The organism is Basilea psittacipulmonis DSM 24701, assembly GCF_000743945.1.
GTDB classification, from domain to species: domain Bacteria; phylum Pseudomonadota; class Gammaproteobacteria; order Burkholderiales; family Burkholderiaceae_B; genus Basilea; species Basilea psittacipulmonis.
On the sequence record NZ_CP009238.1, the window covers coordinates 1816116 to 1838165 of the forward strand.

The 22050-nt window shown below is 40.6% G+C and carries 24 protein-coding genes; 21 read left to right on the forward strand and 3 right to left on the reverse strand.

Going from position 1 to position 22050, the window contains the following annotated elements:
- Positions 1-18 precede the first annotated feature (18 nt).
- Both rpmF and IX83_RS07780 read right to left on the reverse strand, forming a co-directional pair.
- A complete protein-coding gene (gene rpmF, locus IX83_RS07775; protein ID WP_038501078.1) occupies positions 19-201 on the reverse strand; it encodes a 50S ribosomal protein L32 in 183 nt (60 codons plus the stop codon).
- Between the two features lie 36 nt (positions 202-237).
- A complete protein-coding gene (locus IX83_RS07780; RefSeq protein ID WP_038501081.1) occupies positions 238-801 on the reverse strand; it encodes a YceD family protein in 564 nt (187 codons plus the stop codon).
- Between the two features lie 165 nt (positions 802-966).
- On the opposite strand from IX83_RS07780, the gene IX83_RS07785 reads away from it, so the two are divergent.
- Both IX83_RS07785 and IX83_RS07790 read left to right on the forward strand, forming a co-directional pair.
- Positions 967-1584, forward strand: a complete 618-nt coding sequence (locus IX83_RS07785) for a Maf family protein (protein WP_038501084.1) — start codon at positions 967-969, stop codon at positions 1582-1584.
- Positions 1581-2282 (forward strand): SAM-dependent methyltransferase, encoded by a 702-nt coding sequence (locus tag IX83_RS07790; protein ID WP_038501087.1) that lies wholly within the window; start codon positions 1581-1583, stop codon positions 2280-2282. Before IX83_RS07785 ends, IX83_RS07790 begins: the two co-directional genes overlap by 4 nt.
- Positions 2283-2811: 529 nt before the next feature.
- On the opposite strand, the gene IX83_RS07795 is transcribed toward IX83_RS07790, so the two are convergent.
- Positions 2812-5628, reverse strand: a complete 2817-nt coding sequence (locus IX83_RS07795) for an Rne/Rng family ribonuclease (protein ID WP_038501090.1) — start codon at positions 5626-5628, stop codon at positions 2812-2814.
- A 423-nt stretch (positions 5629-6051) separates the two neighbouring features.
- Here IX83_RS07795 and IX83_RS07800 point away from each other — a divergent pair, with 423 nt between their 5' ends.
- The 19 genes from IX83_RS07800 (at position 6052) to IX83_RS07890 (ending at position 22044) form a co-directional block, all read left to right on the forward strand.
- Complete coding sequence (locus tag IX83_RS07800; protein ID WP_038501093.1) at positions 6052-7020, forward strand: RluA family pseudouridine synthase; 969 nt, start codon at positions 6052-6054, stop codon at positions 7018-7020.
- A gap of 79 nt (positions 7021-7099) precedes the next feature.
- Positions 7100-7852 (forward strand): beta-ketoacyl synthase chain length factor, encoded by a 753-nt coding sequence (locus IX83_RS07805; protein ID WP_051919561.1) that lies wholly within the window; start codon positions 7100-7102, stop codon positions 7850-7852.
- Positions 7830-8597 (forward strand): lysophospholipid acyltransferase family protein, encoded by a 768-nt coding sequence (locus tag IX83_RS07810; protein ID WP_038501096.1) that lies wholly within the window; start codon positions 7830-7832, stop codon positions 8595-8597. The genes IX83_RS07805 and IX83_RS07810 overlap by 23 nt, the downstream gene beginning before the upstream one ends.
- The gene (locus IX83_RS07815; RefSeq protein WP_038501099.1) at positions 8594-8857 is read left to right on the forward strand and encodes a phosphopantetheine-binding protein; all 264 of its coding nucleotides are present in this window, start codon (positions 8594-8596) and stop codon (positions 8855-8857) included. Before IX83_RS07810 ends, IX83_RS07815 begins: the two co-directional genes overlap by 4 nt.
- 4 nt (positions 8858-8861) lie before the next feature.
- The gene (locus IX83_RS07820; protein WP_038501102.1) at positions 8862-9116 is read left to right on the forward strand and encodes an acyl carrier protein; all 255 of its coding nucleotides are present in this window, start codon (positions 8862-8864) and stop codon (positions 9114-9116) included.
- Between the two features lie 20 nt (positions 9117-9136).
- Positions 9137-9670, forward strand: a complete 534-nt coding sequence (locus tag IX83_RS07825; RefSeq protein WP_038501105.1) for a COG4648 family protein — start codon at positions 9137-9139, stop codon at positions 9668-9670.
- Positions 9671-9672: 2 nt separating this feature from the next.
- Positions 9673-11394 carry an AMP-binding protein gene (locus tag IX83_RS07830; protein WP_038501107.1) on the forward strand — a complete coding sequence of 574 codons (1722 nt, stop codon included), beginning with the start codon at positions 9673-9675 and terminating at the stop codon, positions 11392-11394.
- Positions 11387-12106, forward strand: coding sequence for a glycosyltransferase family 2 protein (locus IX83_RS07835; RefSeq protein WP_038501110.1), 720 nt, complete (start codon positions 11387-11389; stop codon positions 12104-12106). The genes IX83_RS07830 and IX83_RS07835 overlap by 8 nt, the downstream gene beginning before the upstream one ends.
- A complete protein-coding gene (locus tag IX83_RS07840) occupies positions 12107-13015 on the forward strand; it encodes an LpxL/LpxP family acyltransferase (RefSeq protein ID WP_038501113.1) in 909 nt (302 codons plus the stop codon).
- Positions 13016-13019: 4 nt separating this feature from the next.
- Positions 13020-13454: an acyl-CoA thioesterase gene (locus IX83_RS07845; RefSeq protein WP_038501116.1), complete on the forward strand. Its 435-nt coding sequence runs from the start codon at positions 13020-13022 to the stop codon at positions 13452-13454.
- Positions 13451-14038 carry a LolA family protein gene (locus tag IX83_RS07850; protein ID WP_038501119.1) on the forward strand — a complete coding sequence of 196 codons (588 nt, stop codon included), beginning with the start codon at positions 13451-13453 and terminating at the stop codon, positions 14036-14038. Before IX83_RS07845 ends, IX83_RS07850 begins: the two co-directional genes overlap by 4 nt.
- On the forward strand, positions 14025-16313 hold the full coding sequence (locus IX83_RS07855) for an MMPL family transporter (protein ID WP_038501122.1): 2289 nt from the start codon (positions 14025-14027) through the stop codon (positions 16311-16313). Before IX83_RS07850 ends, IX83_RS07855 begins: the two co-directional genes overlap by 14 nt.
- Positions 16313-17554: an NAD(P)/FAD-dependent oxidoreductase gene (locus tag IX83_RS07860; protein ID WP_038501125.1), complete on the forward strand. Its 1242-nt coding sequence runs from the start codon at positions 16313-16315 to the stop codon at positions 17552-17554. Before IX83_RS07855 ends, IX83_RS07860 begins: the two co-directional genes overlap by 1 nt.
- Positions 17551-17991 carry a hypothetical protein gene (locus tag IX83_RS08715; protein ID WP_051919562.1) on the forward strand — a complete coding sequence of 147 codons (441 nt, stop codon included), beginning with the start codon at positions 17551-17553 and terminating at the stop codon, positions 17989-17991. Before IX83_RS07860 ends, IX83_RS08715 begins: the two co-directional genes overlap by 4 nt.
- A 3-nt stretch (positions 17992-17994) precedes the next feature.
- Positions 17995-19188, forward strand: a complete 1194-nt coding sequence (locus tag IX83_RS07870) for a beta-ketoacyl-ACP synthase (protein ID WP_038501128.1) — start codon at positions 17995-17997, stop codon at positions 19186-19188.
- The gene (locus IX83_RS07875; RefSeq protein WP_038501130.1) at positions 19181-19645 is read left to right on the forward strand and encodes an ApeP family dehydratase; all 465 of its coding nucleotides are present in this window, start codon (positions 19181-19183) and stop codon (positions 19643-19645) included. The genes IX83_RS07870 and IX83_RS07875 overlap by 8 nt, the downstream gene beginning before the upstream one ends.
- A 1-nt stretch (position 19646) precedes the next feature.
- Positions 19647-20039 (forward strand): hypothetical protein, encoded by a 393-nt coding sequence (locus tag IX83_RS07880; RefSeq protein ID WP_038501133.1) that lies wholly within the window; start codon positions 19647-19649, stop codon positions 20037-20039.
- A gap of 53 nt (positions 20040-20092) precedes the next feature.
- Positions 20093-20824, forward strand: a complete 732-nt coding sequence (fabG, locus tag IX83_RS07885; RefSeq protein ID WP_038501136.1) for a 3-oxoacyl-ACP reductase FabG — start codon at positions 20093-20095, stop codon at positions 20822-20824.
- Positions 20818-22044: a beta-ketoacyl-ACP synthase gene (locus tag IX83_RS07890; RefSeq protein ID WP_038501138.1), complete on the forward strand. Its 1227-nt coding sequence runs from the start codon at positions 20818-20820 to the stop codon at positions 22042-22044. The genes fabG and IX83_RS07890 overlap by 7 nt, the downstream gene beginning before the upstream one ends.
- The last annotated feature ends 6 nt before the right edge of the window (positions 22045-22050 follow it).

Consider the following 22050-nt stretch of genomic DNA (forward strand, 5'->3'; position numbering starts at 1 on the left):
AAGGCGCCTATGTCCTAATTACTCGTCGTTCTTAGTTTTAAGAACTTTACGTCCGCGATAAAAACCATTTGGGCTAATGTGATGAGGAAGATGTACCTCACCTGTTGTTTTTTCAATCGCTGTAGCAGGTGCCGTTAAATGATCGTGTGAACGGTGCATACCACGTTTAGAAGGGGTTTTCTTATTCTGTTGAACAGCCATTTTAATGACTCCAAAAAATAAATGTTTATCAAAAGCCTAATGCAATTTTAAATTCTTCAAAACTGCAAAAGGCGAAGTTTTCTCATCTGATGAAGCTTCATCAGAACCCGAATCTTGCTCAACCGAGCAATCTTCATGCTTTGGAACATAAGGCAAAGATAAAATCACTTCATCTTCAATCAGTTCCAACAAATCCAATCGAGTGCTTGATAAGATTTTATCACTAAAGAAAGACTGTTCTTTTTCATTTTGAACTTCTTCCCAAATTGATTCAATCGAATCATCACCCAAATCTTCAGGTTTTGATACCAATTCTAGGACGGTCGTACTTTCCAAATCAAAGTCAAACGGTTGTGTACAACGCTGGCAAACCAACAATACCACACTACTGACTGATAAAGTCAAAAAAGACTTTCCAACATTATCGGTATGACCTCTTACAGACCATGTCACCATAATGTCCTGACCATCTCGCTGCTGCGGGACTTCCAGATCGCGTACCACTCGTTCCAAATTTTTTATAGGAAACGAACCACTTAGGCTTTTCTCTTTTCGAGCAAAATCCAAGCTATCAATTATCAAATCATTGTGCTTAATCATCTTTAACCAACATGCCTAATAAACTCGTTAAGCTCGTGGCTTTCAGTTTTACGTTAACAACAAACGATTATCGTCTCAAAACCGAAAATTCTTTGAGCTGCTAAAATTATCAGCCCATATTAATGGTAAACTGTGTATATTACCCTAAATTCATATAGTAAGTCAATGAAACACTTCCATTTGATATTAGCTTCTTCCTCAAAATACCGACAAGAGATGCTTAAACGTCTCGGGCTGCCCTTTACAGCCATCAGCCCTGATATTGATGAAACACGCCACCAACAAGAGTCTCCACAGGATCTTGCACTACGTTTGTCCTACGAAAAAGCATGTGCCATTGCCCAAACACACCCAGATGCCATCGTTATAGGCTCTGATCAGGTCGCTTGTCTTGGCGATGAGGTACTTGGCAAACCTGGAAATTTTGAGACAGCTTTTCAACAACTAAAAGCCCAGTCTAATCAAACGCTCTATTTTCACACGGCTTTAACGGTAATCCATGGATGGCATGTTGCCGAGCATCAGCCTCGCATTGTTTATCGAGAAAACGTACCGACTATTTGTGCGTATCGCGAACTAAGCGACGACGAGATCACTCATTATCTTCATACCGAAAAACCTTTTGATACCGCAGGCAGTGCCAAAGCAGAAAGCTTAGGTATTTCGCTTATGCAGTACATGCGTAGCGATGATCCCACCGCCATTATTGGACTACCTCTGATTGCTTTGTCTCGCATGCTTAGAGATTGTGGCTTAAATCCAACACTACTCGCATCAAAATGAAAACATTACACTTGCTTCCCGTCAGTCTCGGTCAATCACCTTGTAGCTTGTGGTTACCGAGCGATTGTCAAAAACTAGCCAGTCAACTCAAGTTTTTCATCGCTGAAAACGCCAAAACCGCCCGTGCTTATCTCAAAGAAATCGGTACGGTTCACACTATTCGCGATATTACCATCCACGAACTCAATGCCCAAACACCGTTAAACGAGATCAAAACATGGTTACAACAATGCCCTGAGAACGAAATCGGTCTTGTGTCCGAAGCGGGTTGCCCTGCGGTAGCGGATCCTGGTGCCATGGCGGTACGTTTAGCTCATGAAATGAATTGGAAAGTGGTTCCTTGGGTGGGCCCCTCATCCATTCTTCTAGGCCTAATGGCTAGCGGTTTAGACGGACAACGCTTTGCTTTTCACGGATATATTCCCATTGCCCCTGCAGAACGTGCCAAACAGCTTAAACATTGGGAATCGCTTTCCCAAAAACTCTCCCAAACTCAAATTTTTATCGAAACACCTTATAGAAATATGAGCATGATTGACACCCTACTTAAAACACTAAATCCCAATACTCGTCTTTGTTTAGCGTGTCACATCAACACTTCTCAAGAATGGATACGCACACAAACCGTGGCTGCTTGGCGAAAAACGCAAATACCGAACCTTGACAAACAGCCTTGTCTATTCCTATTTCTTGCCTAAAAATCTACAAACAAAAAAAAACGCAGTCCCCTAAATGGGACTGCAAAGCGCTTACAAGGAATCGTTGCTTGACCAAATATAAGTTCGGCGAACTTAACTCCTTTTTCCGACAATATAGGTAGCTTCGCTACTTCTATCTCTTCCCCCTCAGCCTAACTTTAAAAATCAGCTTTATGTTTAGTTATGTTATAACACAACAATTTTGATTTCAAGCCTAAAAGTAATTTCAAAGCAAATTTATTTTAAAGTGTTGTTTATTGACTACTACAATTATTGATTTTTTAACTGATTTCGTATGAAAAAGATATTTTTTAACGATTACGATAAGTTATCATCCAATAAGCATAACGCTAGGCAAACAAGGTTTATATTTTAATATAATAAAAATCATTCTCAAAATAATAACCATCAAAAATTAATGTTTCACACCGTTTGCCAGACATTAACAAAGATGACCTCTTTATCCATAAGAATAAAAAAAGTCGGACACATTTCCTCTCATGTCCGACTTCTTTTTTAAGCCTATTTGCTATGATTTTTTAGTTTCTACCTGAATCAATGGTTCTTTAGAAATCACCACAGCAGGCGGTCTTGGGCGACCAAACGTAGGGGTCGGCAAGACAACTTCTTTTACCAGTTCAGGATTAGTCTCCACCCACTCTAAGCCTACTTCTGCAACGGTTTGGCTAAGCGTTTGACGCATTGTTTCCATTGACACAGAAGAAGGTTGGGCATCACTGACTTGAGACCTTACGGGTTCAACTGTTTCCACAGGCACATCGACCTCAGCTTGAGATACCGTCAGTTTTTCTGAATCCTCACTTACTACCTGTTCCTGTGGTTCAAGCACCTTGTCTGGCGATGTAACAGGTTCATCTACCAAGACCGTTTCCGTCTGTACAGGCGACTCTGGCATCACCACAGGCTCCACAGGTTCTACTGGCGATTCATTCACCGCTACAGGTTCTACTGGCGGTTCATTCACCGCTACAGGTTCAGCCTGTGCCGACGATTCATCAACCACTATCTCAGTGGCCACTGAACGGTCCGCAGGCGATTCTGATGCCACCTGTTCAGTATCTTGATGAGTCAAGGCTTCCTCTTGGGGCTTAAATTTAGACTTTTTGTCCTTTTTAACCTTTGGCTCCCAAGTATCATCGGCCGACAAATCAATCACTATCGGTTCTTGATTCTGATGTTCATCTACGTAATGTTGAATCGCATGCAATTCATCGTTGCTCAAAATATTCATCGCTGCACCCGCCTCTTCCTTGCGGTTATTACGACGTCTGTTGCGACGCATATTGTTAGCACGTCTTTCTGTTTTTCGTTCTGTCGCCACTTCTGATGAAACGGGTGGCGTTTTTTCATCCAACAACGACTCCATCGGTTCTTGAGACACTTTTAATTCGGTTGGTTCCGATGGTTTCTCAGCTGGAACAGATTTGTTATTCTGTTTAGGTTTCGCATTACGATTACGTCTAGGATCCGCTTTTTTAGCCGTTTCAGCAATTTCTTGAGGAGATAATTGCACTGGCTTTTCTTCAGAACGACGTTGTTGACGTTTACGTGTGTTCACATTCTTTTTCGCACCATTACGATTCGATTGCTGATTCTTCACACGTTTTTTAGATGTTTTCTTCGCTTGAGAACCTGTCACCCACGCCCAGAAACGAGCCAATAAACCTGGTTTATTAGCCTTTTTCAATTTGGCACGTTCTTTATCAGAAATCTGAGGAGGAGGTTGGTCATGATTGACTTGCTTAATAATCGCCTCAGTTTTCACTAACTGCTTAGGTTCTGCACCTTCCCATTTTACGTGGGTGTCAGGCTGTGGCACCATATTAGGCGTAATCGTTGGTTCATCCAATCGACTGTCATCATAACGCAAACGTTCAATGATATGATGAGGCGTTTCCAAATACTTATTCGGCAACAACACGATCTGGGTCTGATAACGTGATTCCATCTTAACCAGATCCATGCGTTTTTCATTTACTAAGAAAGTAGCCACCTCTACAGGTACTTGAGCGTGAATAGCAGCCGTATTTTCTTTCATCGCCTCTTCTTGCAGTAAACGCAAGACATTCAAAGCACTAGATTCTACATCGCGAATCACCCCTGTACCTGTACAACGAGGACAAGTAATATGTGAGCCCTCACTTAACGAGGGACGTAGGCGTTGACGCGATAATTCCATCAAACCAAAACGAGAGATTTTGCCCATTTGAACCCTTGCACGGTCCACACGCAAGGCATCTCTTAGGCACTGTTCAATCGCTCTTTGGTTACGTGCTTCCAACATATCGATAAAATCGATAACGATCAAACCACCCAAGTCTCTTAATCTTAGCTGTCTAGCGACCTCTTCAGCTGCCTCCAAGTTCGTTCTCAAAGCGGTTTCTTCAATATCACCACCTCGAGTTGAACGGGCAGAGTTCACATCAACGGCCACCAACGCTTCGGTATGATCAATCACGATCGATCCACCTGAAGGAAGCTGTACATGACGAGAATACGCCGTTTCTATCTGATGCTCAATCTGGAATCTGGAGAACAAAGGCACTTCATCATAGTAACGTTTCACTCTAGAGAGATTATCTGGCATCACATCTTTCATGAACGCCAACACCTGAGATGTAATCTCATCTGTATCAATCAAAATCTCACTAATATCAGGTGAAAAATAATCTCTGATCGCACGAATCACTAAGCTTGATTCTTGGTAAATCAAAATCGGTGCTGGGTATTGTTTCGCGGCATTATCGATGGCCGTCCACAACTGAAGCAAATAACGCAAATCCCATTGTAATTCTTCTACCGTACGACCAATCCCTGCCGTACGAGCAATCATACTCATACCTGCTGGCAAATCCAACTGGTCCATCGCTTGGCGCAATTCTGCTCGCTCTTCTCCCTCAATACGGCGAGACACACCGCCTCCGCGAGGATTATTTGGCATTAACACAAGATAGCGACCCGCCAAAGAAATAAAGGTTGTTAACGCAGCCCCTTTATTGCCACGTTCTTCTTTCTCTACTTGGATAATCAGTTCCTGTCCCTCTACAATCGCATCTTGGATACGAGCAGATCGAACATCAACACCCTCTTTAAAATAACTTCTAGAAATTTCTTTGAACGGTAAAAAGCCATGACGATCATGACCATAATTCACAAAACAGGCTTCTAAACTTGGTTCAATTCTGGTGACCACACCTTTGTAGATATTACCTTTTCGTTGTTCTCGTCCTGATGTCTCAATATCAAGATCAATCAGTTTCTGGCCATCTACAATCGCAACACGCAACTCTTCTTGATGGGTTGCGTTAAACAACATACGTTTCATGTTCTACTCCATGGTTCTTTAATATACATTATCAACCGGGAGCTATCGGGATTTGATTATGCTTGAGAAGCACTGTTAGAATTTATCATTCTTATATTCATACCCTTGGGATATTCTTATATATAATTACCATAAAAGCTGTCATCAACAACTTCCAAAAATCTTTTCATCAACTACTGTCTCATTCTCACAATCAACATACCAACACATTATCTCTATTAGGCTGTGAGTAGATGATATGTCCTTCCTACCGCATTAAAACAACATAATAAGACAATGGATAGCTACAAAAAGACATAACTTGCACGTATTTGTTGTTATCAACTTATTTAACAACATCTTTTAGCGTACAATATCGATGGCGGAGCATACTCAACACCATGTCTTTCTAACGGCATACTAATTATAGACTGTTTTTTTATCATGGATAAAGATTCTAAAAAAAATAAATCACAAAATTCTGTGCAACTCTTGACCATCGACGAATCCTCAAATGGACAACGTTTAGATAACTTTTTGATCAAAATCTGTAAAGGTGTACCAAAAAGTCATCTTTACAAAGCGATTAGAAGTGGGCAGGTCAGAGTTAATCGCGGTCGTGCCAAGCAAGAAACACGTCTAAGTCCTGGTGATGTGGTGAGAATACCGCCGTTACGCATGGCCGATAAGTCAGAAACCTATACAAATTGGGTTCCTCAAGCCCATTTCCCCATTGTGTATGAAGATGAGGTGTTATTGGTGATTAACAAACCTGCTGGGGTGGCTGTTCACGGAGGCAGTGGTGTTTCTTTTGGCGTGATAGAACAGATTCGTGCCAGTCGCCCTGATGCCAAGTTTTTAGAACTTGTTCACCGTCTTGACAAAGAAACATCAGGCTTACTGATGATTGCAAAAAAACGTTCTGCACTGGTCACTTTGCAAGACTATATGCGTCATTCACAAGGTAATAAAGAATACCTAGCGTTGGTGAAAGGCGATTGGGTTAATGAACGCCAGCATATTAAACTGCCTTTGTACAAATACCTTACGCCTAGCGGTGAACGTCGTGTTAAGGTGGACAAAGAACAGGGCAAGTATGCTCACACCATTGTTAGCCTACAAGAACGTTATAACGGCCTATGTAGCCTCGTTAAATGTCAAATCAAAACAGGTCGCACCCACCAAATCCGCGTCCACTTAGCTTCTCAACAACATCCCATCATCAATGATGACAAATACGGTGACGAACTGACGAACCAACAGTTTGAACAATTAGGATTCAAACGTATGTTTCTTCACGCCTGCCAATTAGATATTCCGCACCCCGTGACCCAAACACCGCTTCATCTTACCGCCCCCTTACCCGATGAATGCCAACAAATCCTAATAAAAATAAAAACATATATAAAATAAACAGCATCCAGATGGTTGCAAAAGATCCCATGTTTCAATAGAATATCGATGAACATTACTTTGTCAACACCCATACGATATGAGCCGTTTTTCTCTAAATATTCAAAAATTTAACCTTATCTCACCCCGATTACCCGATAGTCAAGCATGGGAAAAATGGGCAAACGATCCGAGCTACCTGAGCGAAGAAGCGATGGCGATCGATGTCTCTTTTTTGCCGCCCATGTTACGCCGACGACTCAGTCCTTTTGCAAGAATATGTTTCAAATCAGCATGGGATATTACGCAAGACCGCTCCTACCCCGTTATTTTTTCTTCAAGCAATGGTGAGATTTCTCGCAACTTTTCACTACTGCATAGTTTAAGCCGACAAGAACCGCTTTCTCCCACCGCGTTTGGGCTATCTGTTCATAACTCCCTTATCGGACAATGGTCTATCATCAAAAAAGATACCAGCGATATGACGGCGATTTCTTGCAAACAGGATGGATTGGAGCATGCGTTTTTGGAAGCCTATTTAATGCTCGAACAAGGCCATCAAACCGTTTTGGTCATCCATGCAGAAGAATCGCCCGATATCTCGATGCCTGATGACTATATGGTTCAAAAATCACCTTTTAGTTATGCTGCGTCTTTTTTATTAGAAAAAGGTGACCAACTACAACTAAGCTTAAACACCTTATCCGATCATGAATCGACCTCTAATCATCAAGGGGTTTTATATAATATCCAACACATACTTCAACATCACAAAAAATGGACGCATACACTTCAAGATTACCGTCGCCAGTGGTTATGGGAGCTAAAGCATGACATCGAAATGGTCGCTTAACAGAGTCTGGAGAAGTATTGCCACCGCGATCGGTTTTTTTACTTTTGGTTTCTTTTCGGTTTTATTAGTCAAAATCTTACTCATCCCTTTTATCTACCGAAAACCATCTTTAAAAAACCAACTAGCCGCCAGACGCTTTATTTCAAAGATTTGGTGGTTCTATATTCATTTTTTAAAATTCATTGGTGCATTAGACTTTAAGTTTATAGGTCAAGAAAAACTGGGAAGACCTGGACAAGTCATTATTTGTAACCACCCCTCTTTACTGGATGTGGTGTTTATGTTTTCCCATATTAAAACTTCAAACTGCGTGGTCAAAGAAAGCCTATCTCGCAATATCTTTTTAAATAGCCCCATTCGTGCCTGTGGCTTTATCCCCAACAACGGTTCGATTGAGATGTTAGACCAATGTGCCTCCATCCTTCAAAATGGAGAATCGTTACTTATCTTTCCCGAAGGCACGCGAACGCAACAAGATGGTAAAATTCAATTTCATAGAGGGGCTTGTGCGATTGCTGTCAGAGGGGCCAAAGTCATTACCCCAGTCGTCATTAAAATGCATCCGCCCGCACTGAAAAAAGGCCAAGCATGGTATAAGGCACCAGAAAAGAAAATCTTCTATGAATTTATAGTGGGAGAGGATATTGATCCGCAAGATTGGCTAAAAGAAAAGCCTATCCCAATTGCGACTCGCAAACTAAACACCTTTTTGGAAAATTATTTTATTGAGGAACTCAAGAAATGAATTCAGATTTAGCATTATCCATTAAACAGCTAATTATTGACACGCTTTCATTAGAAGATATGACCCCCGAAGATATCGACACTGATGCACCATTATTTGGCGATGGACTTGGTTTAGATTCGGTCGATGCTCTAGAATTAGGTTTGGCCATACAGAAAAAATATGGCATCACCATGGATAGTGAATCTCAAAACATCAAAGAAAACTTTTACAGCGTTGCTACCTTAGCTAACTATATCGCTTCACAAAACAAGGAATAAGATCATGACAGAAAATGAAATTTTTAACATCTTAAAAGACGCTTTAGAAAACACTTTTGAAATTGAACCTGAAAAAATCACCTTAAACGCCAATCTTTATGAAGACCTTGAAATCGATAGTATCGATGCGATTGACTTGATGGATCATATCAAACGTGAAACTGGCTATAAATTACAAGTAGAAGATTTTAAATCTGTTAGAACCGTTGAAGACGTTGTTAAAATTGTGCATACGAAACTAAACGCCTCTGCATCTTAGGTATTCACGGGAATGATCGAATGAAAAAAATCATTAATGGGCTTTTGATCATCATCATGATTGCCTATCCGTTTATCCTTTATTTCAATCATTCCCCACTTACCCGACGTGCTTTTTTCCTCGTATTAGCGTGCTTATATTTATCAAAATTTATCGTCGCATTACCCGAGAAACCCTATCGAAACCTTGTTCTTGCTGGATTCTTTTTTCTGATTTTTGCGTTTAATTTGTCCGCTTTGGCCTATTGGTATCCGATTATTATCAGCAGTCTATTGCTGATTATTTTTGCCCAAAGTCTCTGGTCTGAACAAACCGTGATCGAAAAAATCGCTCGTTTCAGACACCCAGACTTACCACCAGAAGCCGTGCATTACACGCGTCAAGTGACCAAGGTATGGATAGGATTTTTTCTTTTTAATATTCTGATTACCGCCATTCTTTTACACACTCATCTAACATGGTGGACCTTATATACTGGTGTTATCGCTTATATTCTCATGGGTATATTATTTATCGGTGAATGGCTTTATAGAAAGTATATTATCAAGGTTTAATTATGTCGCATCTATTGTATCCATCATTTCATCTTGAGCATTTTGAACGTAGCAATCCTCAGTTTTTAAATGGATTACTCTTACTTAGTCAGAAACTATCGTCTTATACCAAAGTCGCTTTATGGTGCCATGACAGCCACCTGTTTACACAAGCATTACTCGCCGCTTGGCATGCAGGTTGTGAGGTTTTACTATTACCTAACTTATCCGAATCCAGCATTCAGTGGAGCCATACCGCAGACTGTTTACTCAGCGATCAAATAATTGAATCCACTATTCCTATCATTCATTTACCTTTTTCAGATAATGAGACGGCTTGCCTGCATTCATCATCAGACAACCCCTCTCAAGCGACACCCACACAGTCACTTTCAGCATCCGCAACGGCACTTCTCAAACCCTTATCACCTGATGCTTCTCTATATTTAAGAACATCAGGATCCAGTGGCGAATCCAAGATCATCAAAAAAACTTTACGTCAGTTTGAGTCAGAATTTCATGCCATCAATGATGTATTAAGCATTCAAAAACATCATTATTTATTAGCCAGCGTTAGTCATCAACATTTATTTGGACTTAGCTTTAAGGTGATGATGTCATTATTCACTGGAGCCGATTGTGTACCTCAACAACTGACTTACCCCGAGTTTTTAGTCGAACAAACGCATTTAAAAAAACGATCTTGCATATGGATTAGCAGTCCCAGTTGTTTAAATCATTTCGAGGCGTTCACTGGTTGGGAGACATTAAAACCCTCGATAGACCTGATTATCTCGTCAGGTGGCCCCTTACCACCCAAAACCGCTAATTTGTTCAAAGAAAACTTAATGCCCATTCAAGAAATATACGGGAGCACGGAAACAGGCGTGATTGCTACTCGCCAATCCGATCAAGCATGGCAACCTTTTCACAGCGTGCATATCGATACCTCATCATCTGATCAAACGGTCATTCAATCCAATTGGACCGACCAAGCACAGGCCATCGGCGATCGGATTCATCTAAAAGAAAATGGACAATTTACCTTAAATGGACGTATGGATAGAGTGATTAAATTAGCCGAAAAACGTGCAAGTTTAGACGAAATCGAACACATTATTAATACCCATTCTTTTGTAAAAGAAACCTTTGTGTTTCCTCATTCTCAGCAAACACGATTAGTAGCAGTGATCGCCCTCACTCAAGATGGCATCCAGTTACTCAGGGACTCAGGCAGACAAAGCGTGGTGACTCACTTACGTGACTTTTTAAATGAAAAACTAGATCCTGTTTTTGTACCCAGATTCTGGCGTTTTACAACTGAATTACCTAAAAACACCCAAAGCAAATTGGATAAAGACGCATTACATCGTTTTATTCATAAACCGAAACAGGTCGAATGGGATGAAGAAATCCATCACGAAAACACCTACACCGCCATCGGCAAAATTCCATTGGATTTACATTATTTTTCTGGGCATTTTGCTCAATTTCCTTTGGTACCTGGCGTTGTGCAGTTGGAATGGGCGATTGAAGCAGCTAAACACTTTGGTTATACCTATCAGATCGATCGCATCGTGAACCTAAAATACCAGCAATTTCTTAGACCCCATGACACCATTAAACTGAGCATGACACATCAGCCTGACAAAAAACAGATACAATTTACGATACAAAGCGTTGATTTACCCGAATCGGTTACTTATTCTTCTGGACGAGTGCATTACAGGGATAGCCATGAATAAATATATCGCATTAATCCCCTACTACAACCACCCAGATACTATTGCAAAGGTCGTTCATCATCTTTTGTCACAGTCATTACCCTGTCTGATTATCGATGATGGTTCTAATGAAGCAGGCCTCAAGGCACTTGAACCACTTAAAGCAATAGATCAAGTCACTATCATGTATCGTGAACAAAACGGTGGCAAAGGTGCCGCAGTGAAAACAGGCCTAGAAAAAGCACAAGCCTTGGGTTACACGCATGCCATTCAAGTCGATGCGGATGCTCAACACAATCTGCAAGATTTAAAAACATTTATTCAATACGCTGATCAACATCCTGATGCCTTGATTCTAGGCCATCCTCAATACGATCACACTGCTCCAAAATCTAGATTATATGGTCGCAAAATCACCAATTTTTGGGTAGCGATTAACACTTGTTCTTTGGACATCAAAGATGCCATGTGCGGGTTTCGACTCTATCCACTTTCCCTTATCAAGCGTTTAAATCTTGCAAAAATAGGGGACAGAATGGAGTTTGATATTGAGATTTTGATTAAACTTCATTGGGAAAAAGCTACTTTTATCTGGGTGCCGACACAAGTAACTTATGAAGAAAACGGTGTTTCTCACTTTAAGGCACTAAAAGATAACTTACTCATTTCATCCATGCACGCTCGTTTATTTTTCACCATGCTTGCCCGCTTAATCACTGGGAAAGGGGTTTAAATGCACTGGTCCAAAAAACAAGAAAGAGGCACGTCCTTATCATTAAAAATTACGGCCTTTTGTCTTCGATACTGCCCTACTTGGTTAATAAAAATTATCGCCATTATCGTGGTCAGTTATTTTTATCTCACCTCGCCCAAAGAGAAAGCTGCCATTGCAACCTATCAACAATACTTGGGTTCGCGACTTTCTCCTAACCCCTTTTTAAAGCGAGGATCTATATTTAAACAATTTATGCGGTTTGCTGATGCCATACAAGATAGGTTTTTGGTCAGACAAGGCAAGATCACTTATGAACAGCTCACCATTGTGGACCCTGATCATATTTATCAAACGATTCGTCAAGGCACAGAAGGTCTTAAAAAAGGCGAAATTCTTATTTGTTCTCATCTGGGGAATGTCGAAATTTGTCGCTTACTTTCTACGCAACAAAACTTTGTTTTAAACATCTTGATACACCAAAAACATGCGGTTAAATTCAATCAGGCCGTTTACCAAGAACAAGGCAATATCAACATGATACAAGTAACAGAACTTGATATGCCCACTATTATCGAACTATCCGAAAGAGTGCAACGTGGCGAATGGGTGGTCATTGCAGGCGATCGTACACCTGTTTTAAGCGAGAAAGTAATTGAATTAGATTTTTTAGGTCATCGTGCTTTATTTCCGCAAGGCCCTTGGATTCTAGCTGGCTTACTCAAAACCAAAGTGAATATGCTGTTCTGTATTAAAAAACAACATGGTTACGAGTTGCAGGTATCTTCTTTAACACCCGTCATCCAATGGAATCATCAAAACAAAGAAGCTGTCATCACTGAGCATGCCCAAAAATTCATCAAAGCATTGGAAGAAAAGTGTCTTGAAGCCCCTTTTGATTGGTTTAACTTTTATTCATTCTGGAAGTAGTAAAATGAGAAAAAGAAGCGATATTTTTACCGAATTAGAAATAAAGATTCCTTTTTTTGATGTAGATAGTCTTCATATCGTTTGGCATGGTAACTACATCAAATACTTTGAAATGGCTAGATGTCAGCTTCTTAGCCTTTTAAACTACGATTACAACATCATGCGAGAAAAAGGTTATATGTGGCCAGTTGTTGGGGTCGAAGTCAAATACATACAGCCTTGTTTATTTGATATGGATGTCGTTATTCGTGCCGATTTAGTGGAATGGGAAAGTAAACTTAAAGTGAACTATTTAGTTTATGACAAAAAAACAGGCACCCGCTTAACCAGAGGCTCAACCACACAAGTTGCTGTGAGTTTAGAGACTCGCGAAATGCAATTTGTGACACCAGAAAGCTGGCAAAACGCCGTTAAACAATACCTAGAGGCTAAAGCATGAAAAAAATCTTTCTCTCTGTTTTGCTGATGATGGCGAATTCACTAGCTTTTGCTCAGCCAATACAGATGGACGCATTAAGTCAAATGCTAAAAAACACTCGTACCGTCAGTGGTGATTTTGAACAAATTCGTCATTTAAAATCGCTTCCTATTCCGATTAAAAGTGCTGGAAATTTTGCGATACAACAGGATAAGGGGCTGTATTGGCATATGTCCTCGCCCATTGAATCCACTCTTCGCGTCACTAAAAATGGGATCGAAGAACTGAGTGCCAATGGTTCTTGGCTACCTGCCTCTAACCAAAGCAAAGAATCCTTATTACTTGATTTATTCAATGGCGATATCGAGTCTTTACGTGAACAATTTAACATGAGCTTAACGGGGACCTCTGAAAACTGGCAATTAAGCCTCACCCCAAAAGGCATCATTCTCAAGCAGATCTTTGATCGAATCGAGATCAAAGGTTCATCTTCGCTAGAATCCGTGCATATTTTTGAACAACAAGGTGATGACACGATTATTTCTTTTTCTAAACAAAAAATTAACCAAGCTCTAAAAGGGGCGGCACTCCATGCTTTGGAATAAAAAAATATTTTTAATCGCCTACCTGATCATTTTAGCGATCTTAGTATCACTTTGTTTCCCCAAAATTCTATCAGGTCAGGCGATTGATACTAACTTATTATCCCTCTTGCCACAATCTCATTACAGCGAGAAAAAAACTCAAGCCATTCATCACATCAACCAACCGCTCAATGAGAGAATCGTTGCACTCGTCGGCAGCCCTAATTCAGAAACATCTGCACAACTCGCTTCTAAACTTGTTTCAACATGGCAAAACAGTCACCTCTTCCAACGCATCGATTGGCAAATAGATGTTCAACAAAACCAGCTCATTCACGATATAGCGTCGTTACGGTTAGCAGGGATTTCCGAACAAAGTATTGACAACGCCCACGATTTTTTTACACGTCGCCTCCAATCCATCACCAATCCATTTACTCCCCATATCGTTCCAATAGATAAAGACTGGTTGGGCTTTTCGCAACAAATCATTCAAAAACTATCTCACCATTCGTATATTGAACTTCACCCCAGCACCAATACCTTGCAAATCCATGATGGCCACTATCATTGGGTGTTGATCACCGCGATACCCATCGCTCGTGGTAAAGCCTTATTAGATGAATTTAATGCGAATGAACAGTGGATCAAAAATAACTCTGGAACCTTACTTTTAAGTGGTGGGCCAATCTACAGTGCAGTCGGACAAACACAGGGTGAACAAGAAAGTTCTTGGATGTCCCTCATCAGTGTCATGGCAGTGATTACCTTGTTGTGGTTTAGTTTTAAAACCATTCGCTTACTCTCACTTTTTATTCCCATCGTATTTAGCTTTATCACTGGATTTTTAGTATGCGTCCTTGTTTTTGGGCAAATACATATCCTGACATTAGTCATCAGCACCAGCTTAATTGGCTTAGTTATCGATTTCCCAATTCACTGGTTAAGCCATGCTTGGCATGAACCTTGGAATGCCGAACGTAGTATGCAAAAAACATGGAAGCCTTTTTTTGTGGCACTACTCACCACATTACTTGGTTATTTCATGTTATGTTGGACACCAATTCCGATTCTTCAAGAAAGTGCGGTCTTCTCAATGGCTACACTTATCACCGCCTTTTTATTCACTTATTTTGTCCTACCTAAATACTTTAGAAACTGGGAACCTAAACGTAGCAATATCCAAACAATCATTTCATCTATTCAAAAAACCATTCATCGTTTTTGGCAGTTTTTTGATGCTCATCGCCTTGCCTCGTATTTAGGGATTATCGCTATTTGCCTAATCTTCCCGCCATCTTTTAAAGATGACATCAGTCACTGGGTTCACCTGCCTGAGTATTGGTTAAACCAAAGTAAATTAATTGCTCAAAAATCAGGCATTAATCCAGCCAGCCAATTCTTTTTAATAACCGCTCCGAATGAAACTGAATTATTGGCTTTGGACAAACAGTTAAGCCAATCACTTGATACGCTTAAAACACAAGGCTTGATTCAAAACTATACCTCACTCAGCCAATGGGTAAATAGCTCACCCACCCAAACACAACTTCGAGAAAAAATCAAACAACTCGTTCAATCACCTGATGCACGCTTGCTTTCCAGCATTGGTATCCCTGATGAGGTATGGAAAAAAGAAGCGGATGATGTTCTTAATTTACCCACACTATCTATCAACGATACACTTAAATATGAATTTGCCCAACGCTGGAAAACGTTATTTTTAGGGCAGATCGATCATCAATACGCATCACTTATTACATTAGATGGGGTATCGCCACAGGCCATATCTTCTTTGAAAAAATTAATTGACCTTAATAAACGTTCAGACACCTCGATAGAATGGGTTGATTACAAGCAAGACATCAATGATGTATTCCATCACGCTCGCACGCAGGCGACGATTTATAAGATTCTTTCTTTGATTCTCGTATTAGTAGTTTTGTGTGTTTGTTTTGGGTTGAGAAATGGGATCAAAATTATTCAAGTCCCTATTTTTGCTTCTTTGCTTACCATTATCTGTTTAAGCGTCGCGTCTGTTCCTATTGGAATTTTTTCTGTCTTTGGACTATTATTAGCCAGCGCTATAGGAGTCGATTATGCCATCTACGCCTTAAATTCAAAAAGCCAATCCCATGGCATTTTATTAGCTTTTTTAACCACATTTTTAACATTTATTCTTTTAGCTTTTAGCGGTACACCGGCGGTTGCACAGTTTGGATTAAGTGTATCCATCGGAGTACTTTGGAACATGGCATTAGCCATTAAATTATCTTATCAACTACAGAGACTATAATGAAAACTGATATTGCTATTATTGGTGCCGGCCCAGCTGGCTCAATCGCTGCAGGGTTACTTAGACAAAAAGGTTATCACGTAACCGTTGTCGAGAAACAAAAATTTCCTCGTTTTTCCATCGGAGAAAGTCTATTACCTCATTGCATGGAATTTATCGAAAAAGCAGGTATGTTGCCCGCAATCAAACAAGCAGGGTTCCAATTTAAAAATGGTGCTGCTTTTACTTGGGGCGATCGTTACACCACGATTAATTTTGAAGATAAATTCACGTCTGGTCCAGGCACGACTTTCCAAGTACAAAGAGCTCGCTTTGATAAAATTTTGATCGATGAAGCCGAAAAAGCAGGTGCTGTCGTACTTTACGAACACGAGGTCACGCATGTCAATACGGATGATGAAAAAGCCACTTTAACGATCAAACCGTTATCATCTCAAACACCTTTTACATTAGAAGCAAAATTTGTGTTGGATGCCAGTGGCTATGGACGTATCTTATCGCGTTTATTTGATTTAGAAACACCGAGCAGCCTACCCGTTAGACATGCTCATTTCACGCATATTGAAGATAATATTCAAGATGATTCTTTTGATCGTAATAAGATTTTGATTTGTACGCATCCCACACAGCGTGATGTTTGGCTATGGTTCATTCCTTTCTCCAATGGTCGTACCTCTATAGGGGTGGTGGGTGAACCCAAGATTTTTGAACAACTGCCTGAACAAACGCCTGAATACATTCTTCGCCATTATGCTGACAGTATTCCAATGCTCAAGAAATTATTGGTTAATGCTAAATGGGATACGCCGTTTTCAACATTAAAAGGTTATTCTGCCAATGTGAAAGCCTTGTATGGCAATCGTTGGGCTTTATTAGGTAATGCAGCTGAGTTCCTTGATCCTGTATTTTCTTCTGGTGTCACAATCGCTATGCACTCAGCCGATCTTGCTGTGGATGCTTTGGATAAAACACTCAAGAATGAAGCTGTTGATTGGGAAAAAGAATTTACAGAACCGTTGATGATTGGTGTAAATGCGTTTAGAACCTATGTGATGGGATGGTATGATTATTCTTTCCAAGATGTGATTTACCAAGAAAATCCTAATCCTGAGATCAAAAAAATGATTAGTGCGATTTTGGCTGGATATGCTTGGGATACGAATAATCCTTTTGTCAAACGCTCTAAAGAAAAGCTCAAGACACTTGCTGAAATTTGTCGTTCAACATCACAACATTCATGAAAGTTATTAAATTTATTTTAATATGTTTAAGTGTGACACTGTTGGTAGCTTGCCAAACAAGCTACCCACGGTTGTTTGATGAAAACCAAACCATCGTCAAACAATATCAAGCACAAAACCTCAACACGCATTTATCATCACTGATTATCGTTCAGTCCTATCAAGGTACTTTTCGAGCCACACAACTAACCCCACTGGGCGTTCCGATCACGCGTCAAATCCTAACTTCTTCAGGTTGGCAAAATGACGGTTTTTTGTATCCGAACCGAAAGGCCTCTTATTTGTTTAGTGCGATTGTTTCATGGCAATTTCCTGATCGGATTCCAGCTCCCTATACCTCGTTGTTAAACACAGGCAAGTGGAGACTTGAAAAGCAGGAAAATTCAGCTATGATATTTATTGACAAAGACAAATGGCTTATACAATTCATAGAGTAATATATGACAGTCTATCTTCATAAACCTAGTGTTATCAGTCCTCTTGGAAGAGGATTAGATGAGCATATCCGCCGTCTTCTCGATGATACAAAAAGCCCCTTATCTTTTAGTCAAGATTGGATCCAAGATAAAAACATTATGGTCGGCAAAGCACCGTATCACCAGCCTTTTCCCGATCACACACCTGATATTCATCGAACCTATAATAATCAGTTATTGTGGAATGCTGTTATCGACATCAAGCCTGAAATTGATGCCTTGATTCAAGAATACGAATCACATCGCATTGGTATTGTTGTAGGAACCACCAATACGGGCATCGAAAACAATATCAAGGCGTTTGATCAATACGAACAACACCAATCTTGGGAGCATTCAGGTTACGTACATGATTTCCAGTTATTGTCTTCGCCTGCAAACTTTTTGTCGCAAATGCTGGAGATAAGTGGCCCATCATACGTGATTTCTACGGCTTGTACATCGAGTGCCAAAGCACTTATCAGTGGCAAAAATCTTATTGAAAGTGGAATTTGTGATGCCGTTATTTGTGCAGGAGTTGATGTCTTATCGCGTCTATCCATCAATGGGTTTCACTCACTAGAAGCCCTATCTAAAGGACAAAATCTTCCTTTTTCCAAAGATAGAGACGGGATTAATATTGGTGAAGCGGCCGTTGTATTTATTTTGTCCAAAAAATCTTCAGGCATGGCATTACTAGGCGATGGAGGCAGTTCTGATGGCTATCATATGTCTTCACCTTGTCCGCAAGCCACAGGTGCGATTTTAGCCATCCAAGAAGCACTAAATAAAGGCCACCTTAACCCCAATGATATCGCTTGGATTAATCTGCATGGCACGGGTACACAACTTAACGATTCTATGGAAAGTCATGCCATTCATGAAATCTTTGGTGACCAAATTCCATGTACAAGCACAAAGTACCAAACAGGCCATACATTAGGGGCAGCTGGTGCATTAGAAGCCGCCTTTGTGTGGGGCGTGATGGATCGCACCTTAAATCCAGAGGGAAAAATTCCCAATCATGTCAGCTGCGAATACGATCCGAATATTGATCAAATTTGTTTGGCTCATCAGCATTATCTTCCTTCAAACCAAGCTAGAATCGGCCTCAGTGCTTCTTTTGCTTTTGGAGGTTCTAATGCCATATTAATCATTGGGGAGCCTCAACATGCTTAATTTACCCATCCGAAATGTCGCCTCATTGCTCCCTCATAGCGTCGATATGGTGCTTATCGATGAAGTCATCGAGTATAGTAAAGACCATTTGATCGCTCGATCCACTGTTCGCCCAGATCATGTTTTTGTCAGAGAGGGACAACTGCCAAGTTTCTTTTGCATTGAAATGATGGCCCAATCCGTCGGTGCATGGGCAGGATGTCAAGCAAAAATAAAAAACGAACCTATCCAATTAGGCTTCCTATTAGGCAGTCGTCAATATCAGATCTTTTTTGATACGATTCCAATGAATTCACTATTGGAATTTGATGTAAAATTATCTACTCAAGATGCAAATGGTTTTGGTATTTTTGATGGTTGTGCTTATCTTATCGAGCCTGATCAGACCAAAACACTGATTGCAACCGCTAGACTTAGTGTCTATAGTCCTAAAACTTCTCAAATAAAGGGAATTTAATATGAAAAAAATCGTTGCTTTATGTGCTGTCAGTGCCGCTATTTTAGCGGGTTGCGGTTCTTTTAATGCTAAAACTGTTCCTTCTAATATCAAAGTAGATAACGTATGCGTTCTTCAACGTGCCAACAGCCCACTTATCGCCCAATACATCTCTGAAAACCTTACTCAGAGAGGCATTAGTAACCATATCGTGAAAACACAAGGAACGTGTAAAAATATCATTTGGTACAATGCCAGAATGAATGGCGACTACCAATACATCACTAAATCAACTACCAGCATCAAAATCAACGACAAACGTGTTGGTACCGTTAAATACAAAAACAGAGATAAAGTGACATCTCTAAAAGATCAGGTCAATAATATTATGACGAATCTTTTAGGTAGAAGATAATCTTTTCTATCAGGCTTCCGTCAATGTGATGGAAGCCATTTATATTTATAAGCATGAACGAACAAAGCATTTTAATTACTGGTTCAAGCCGTGGGATTGGCAAAGCCATTGCGTTAAGACTAGCCCAAGAAGGTTTCAACATTGTTCTACACTGTCGATCTAAGATTCAAGAAGCTGAGTCTGTCAAAAACATGATCCAAGCCCAAGGAGGCCATGCTCGGATTCTACAGTTCGATGTATCAGACCGTGTTACCGCGAAAGAAATACTTGAGCATGATGTACAAGAACATGGTGCTTATTACGGTGTTGTATTAAATGCGGGATTAACTCGCGATAATGCTTTTCCCGCATTAAGTGAACAAGATTGGGATCAGGTGGTTCACACGAATTTAGACGGCTTTTTTAATGTCTTGCATCCTATTATGATGCCGATGATTCGTAGAAGAAAACCAGGAAGAATTGTTTGTATTACATCTGTTTCTGGCCTAATTGGCAATCGTGGACAGGTTAACTATAGTGCCTCAAAAGCAGGTATTATCGGTGCTGCAAAAGCCTTAGCCATAGAATTAGCTAAACGTCAAATTACTGTAAACTGCGTGGCACCTGGCTTAATAGAAACGGATATTATTGACGAGAATGTTCCCGTTGCAGAAATTCTAAAAGCCATTCCGATGAATAAAATGGGTCGTCCTGAAGATGTGGCTCATACCGTTGCATTTTTAGTTTCTGAACAAGCTTCTTACATTACGCGTCAAGTTATTTCTGTTAATGGTGGTTTATGTTAAAACGTGTTGTTGTCACTGGAATGGGCGGTATCACTGCTTTAGGCAAATCTTGGAAAGAAATCCAACCTTATTTTGAACGTGGTGAAAATGCCGTCATTCGTATGGATGACTGGGACCAATACAAGGAATTAACTACACGTTTGGCTGCACCATTAAAACATTACCAACCTCCTCAAGAATGGACCCGAAAACAGTTAAGAAGCCTGGGCCCTGTTTCACAATACTGCGTAGAGTCTGCTCAGATAGCCTTAGCCGATGCTGGTTTACTTGACGATGAAAGCATTAAAGACGGACGCATGGGCGTAGCGAGCGGTTCTTCTGCAGGCAGTCCTCAAGCCATTTGCGATGTGGCTTTATTACTCATCAAAGGCGATTCACCGAACTTTAACGCCAATACTTACGTTCGCATGATGCCTCACACAACGGCAGCGAATGTATCCATTTTCTTTGGTCTCAAAGGCCGAATGATTCCTACTTCTAGTGCTTGCACATCGAGTAGCCAAGCCATTGGTTACGCCTATGAAGCCATCAAGTATGGAAAAATTCCGATGATGTTGGCAGGGGGCGGAGAAGAGCTGTGTGCCAGCGAATCTTATGTCTTTGATGCCTTATACGCCACCAGTTTAAAAAACGATACACCTAAATTAACTCCTAGCCCCTATGATAAAGATCGCGATGGTTTGGTCATTGGCGAGGGGGCAGGTATGTTTGTTTTGGAAGAATACGAACACGCCAAAGCTCGTGGAGCAAAGATTTATGCAGAGATTGTTGGTTTTGGTTCTAACTGTGATGGTACGCATATCACTCGTCCTGAAGCCGATACCATGCACCATTGTATGAAACTCGCTTTAGAAGATGCTCATTTAGATCCAGCTGCTATCGCTTATGTGAATGGACATGGCACTGCAACTGAATTCGGTGATATTGCAGAAACACAAGCCACCTCTCGTCTTTTTGGTTCTCGTATGCCTATCAGTAGCCAAAAGAGTTTCTTGGGTCACACGCTGGGTGCTTGTGGCGTTCTAGAAGCTTGGTTCTCCATCGAGATGATGAATAGTGATTGGTTTGCTCCCACGGCTAATTTAAATCATGTTGACCCACGTTGCGGGGAACTAGATTATTTGCAAAGCGGACGGACCATTCAGGCTGAATACGTGATGACCAATAACTTTGCTTTTGGTGGTGTCAATACCTCACTCGTCTTTAAACGTATGATCTAATGCGGT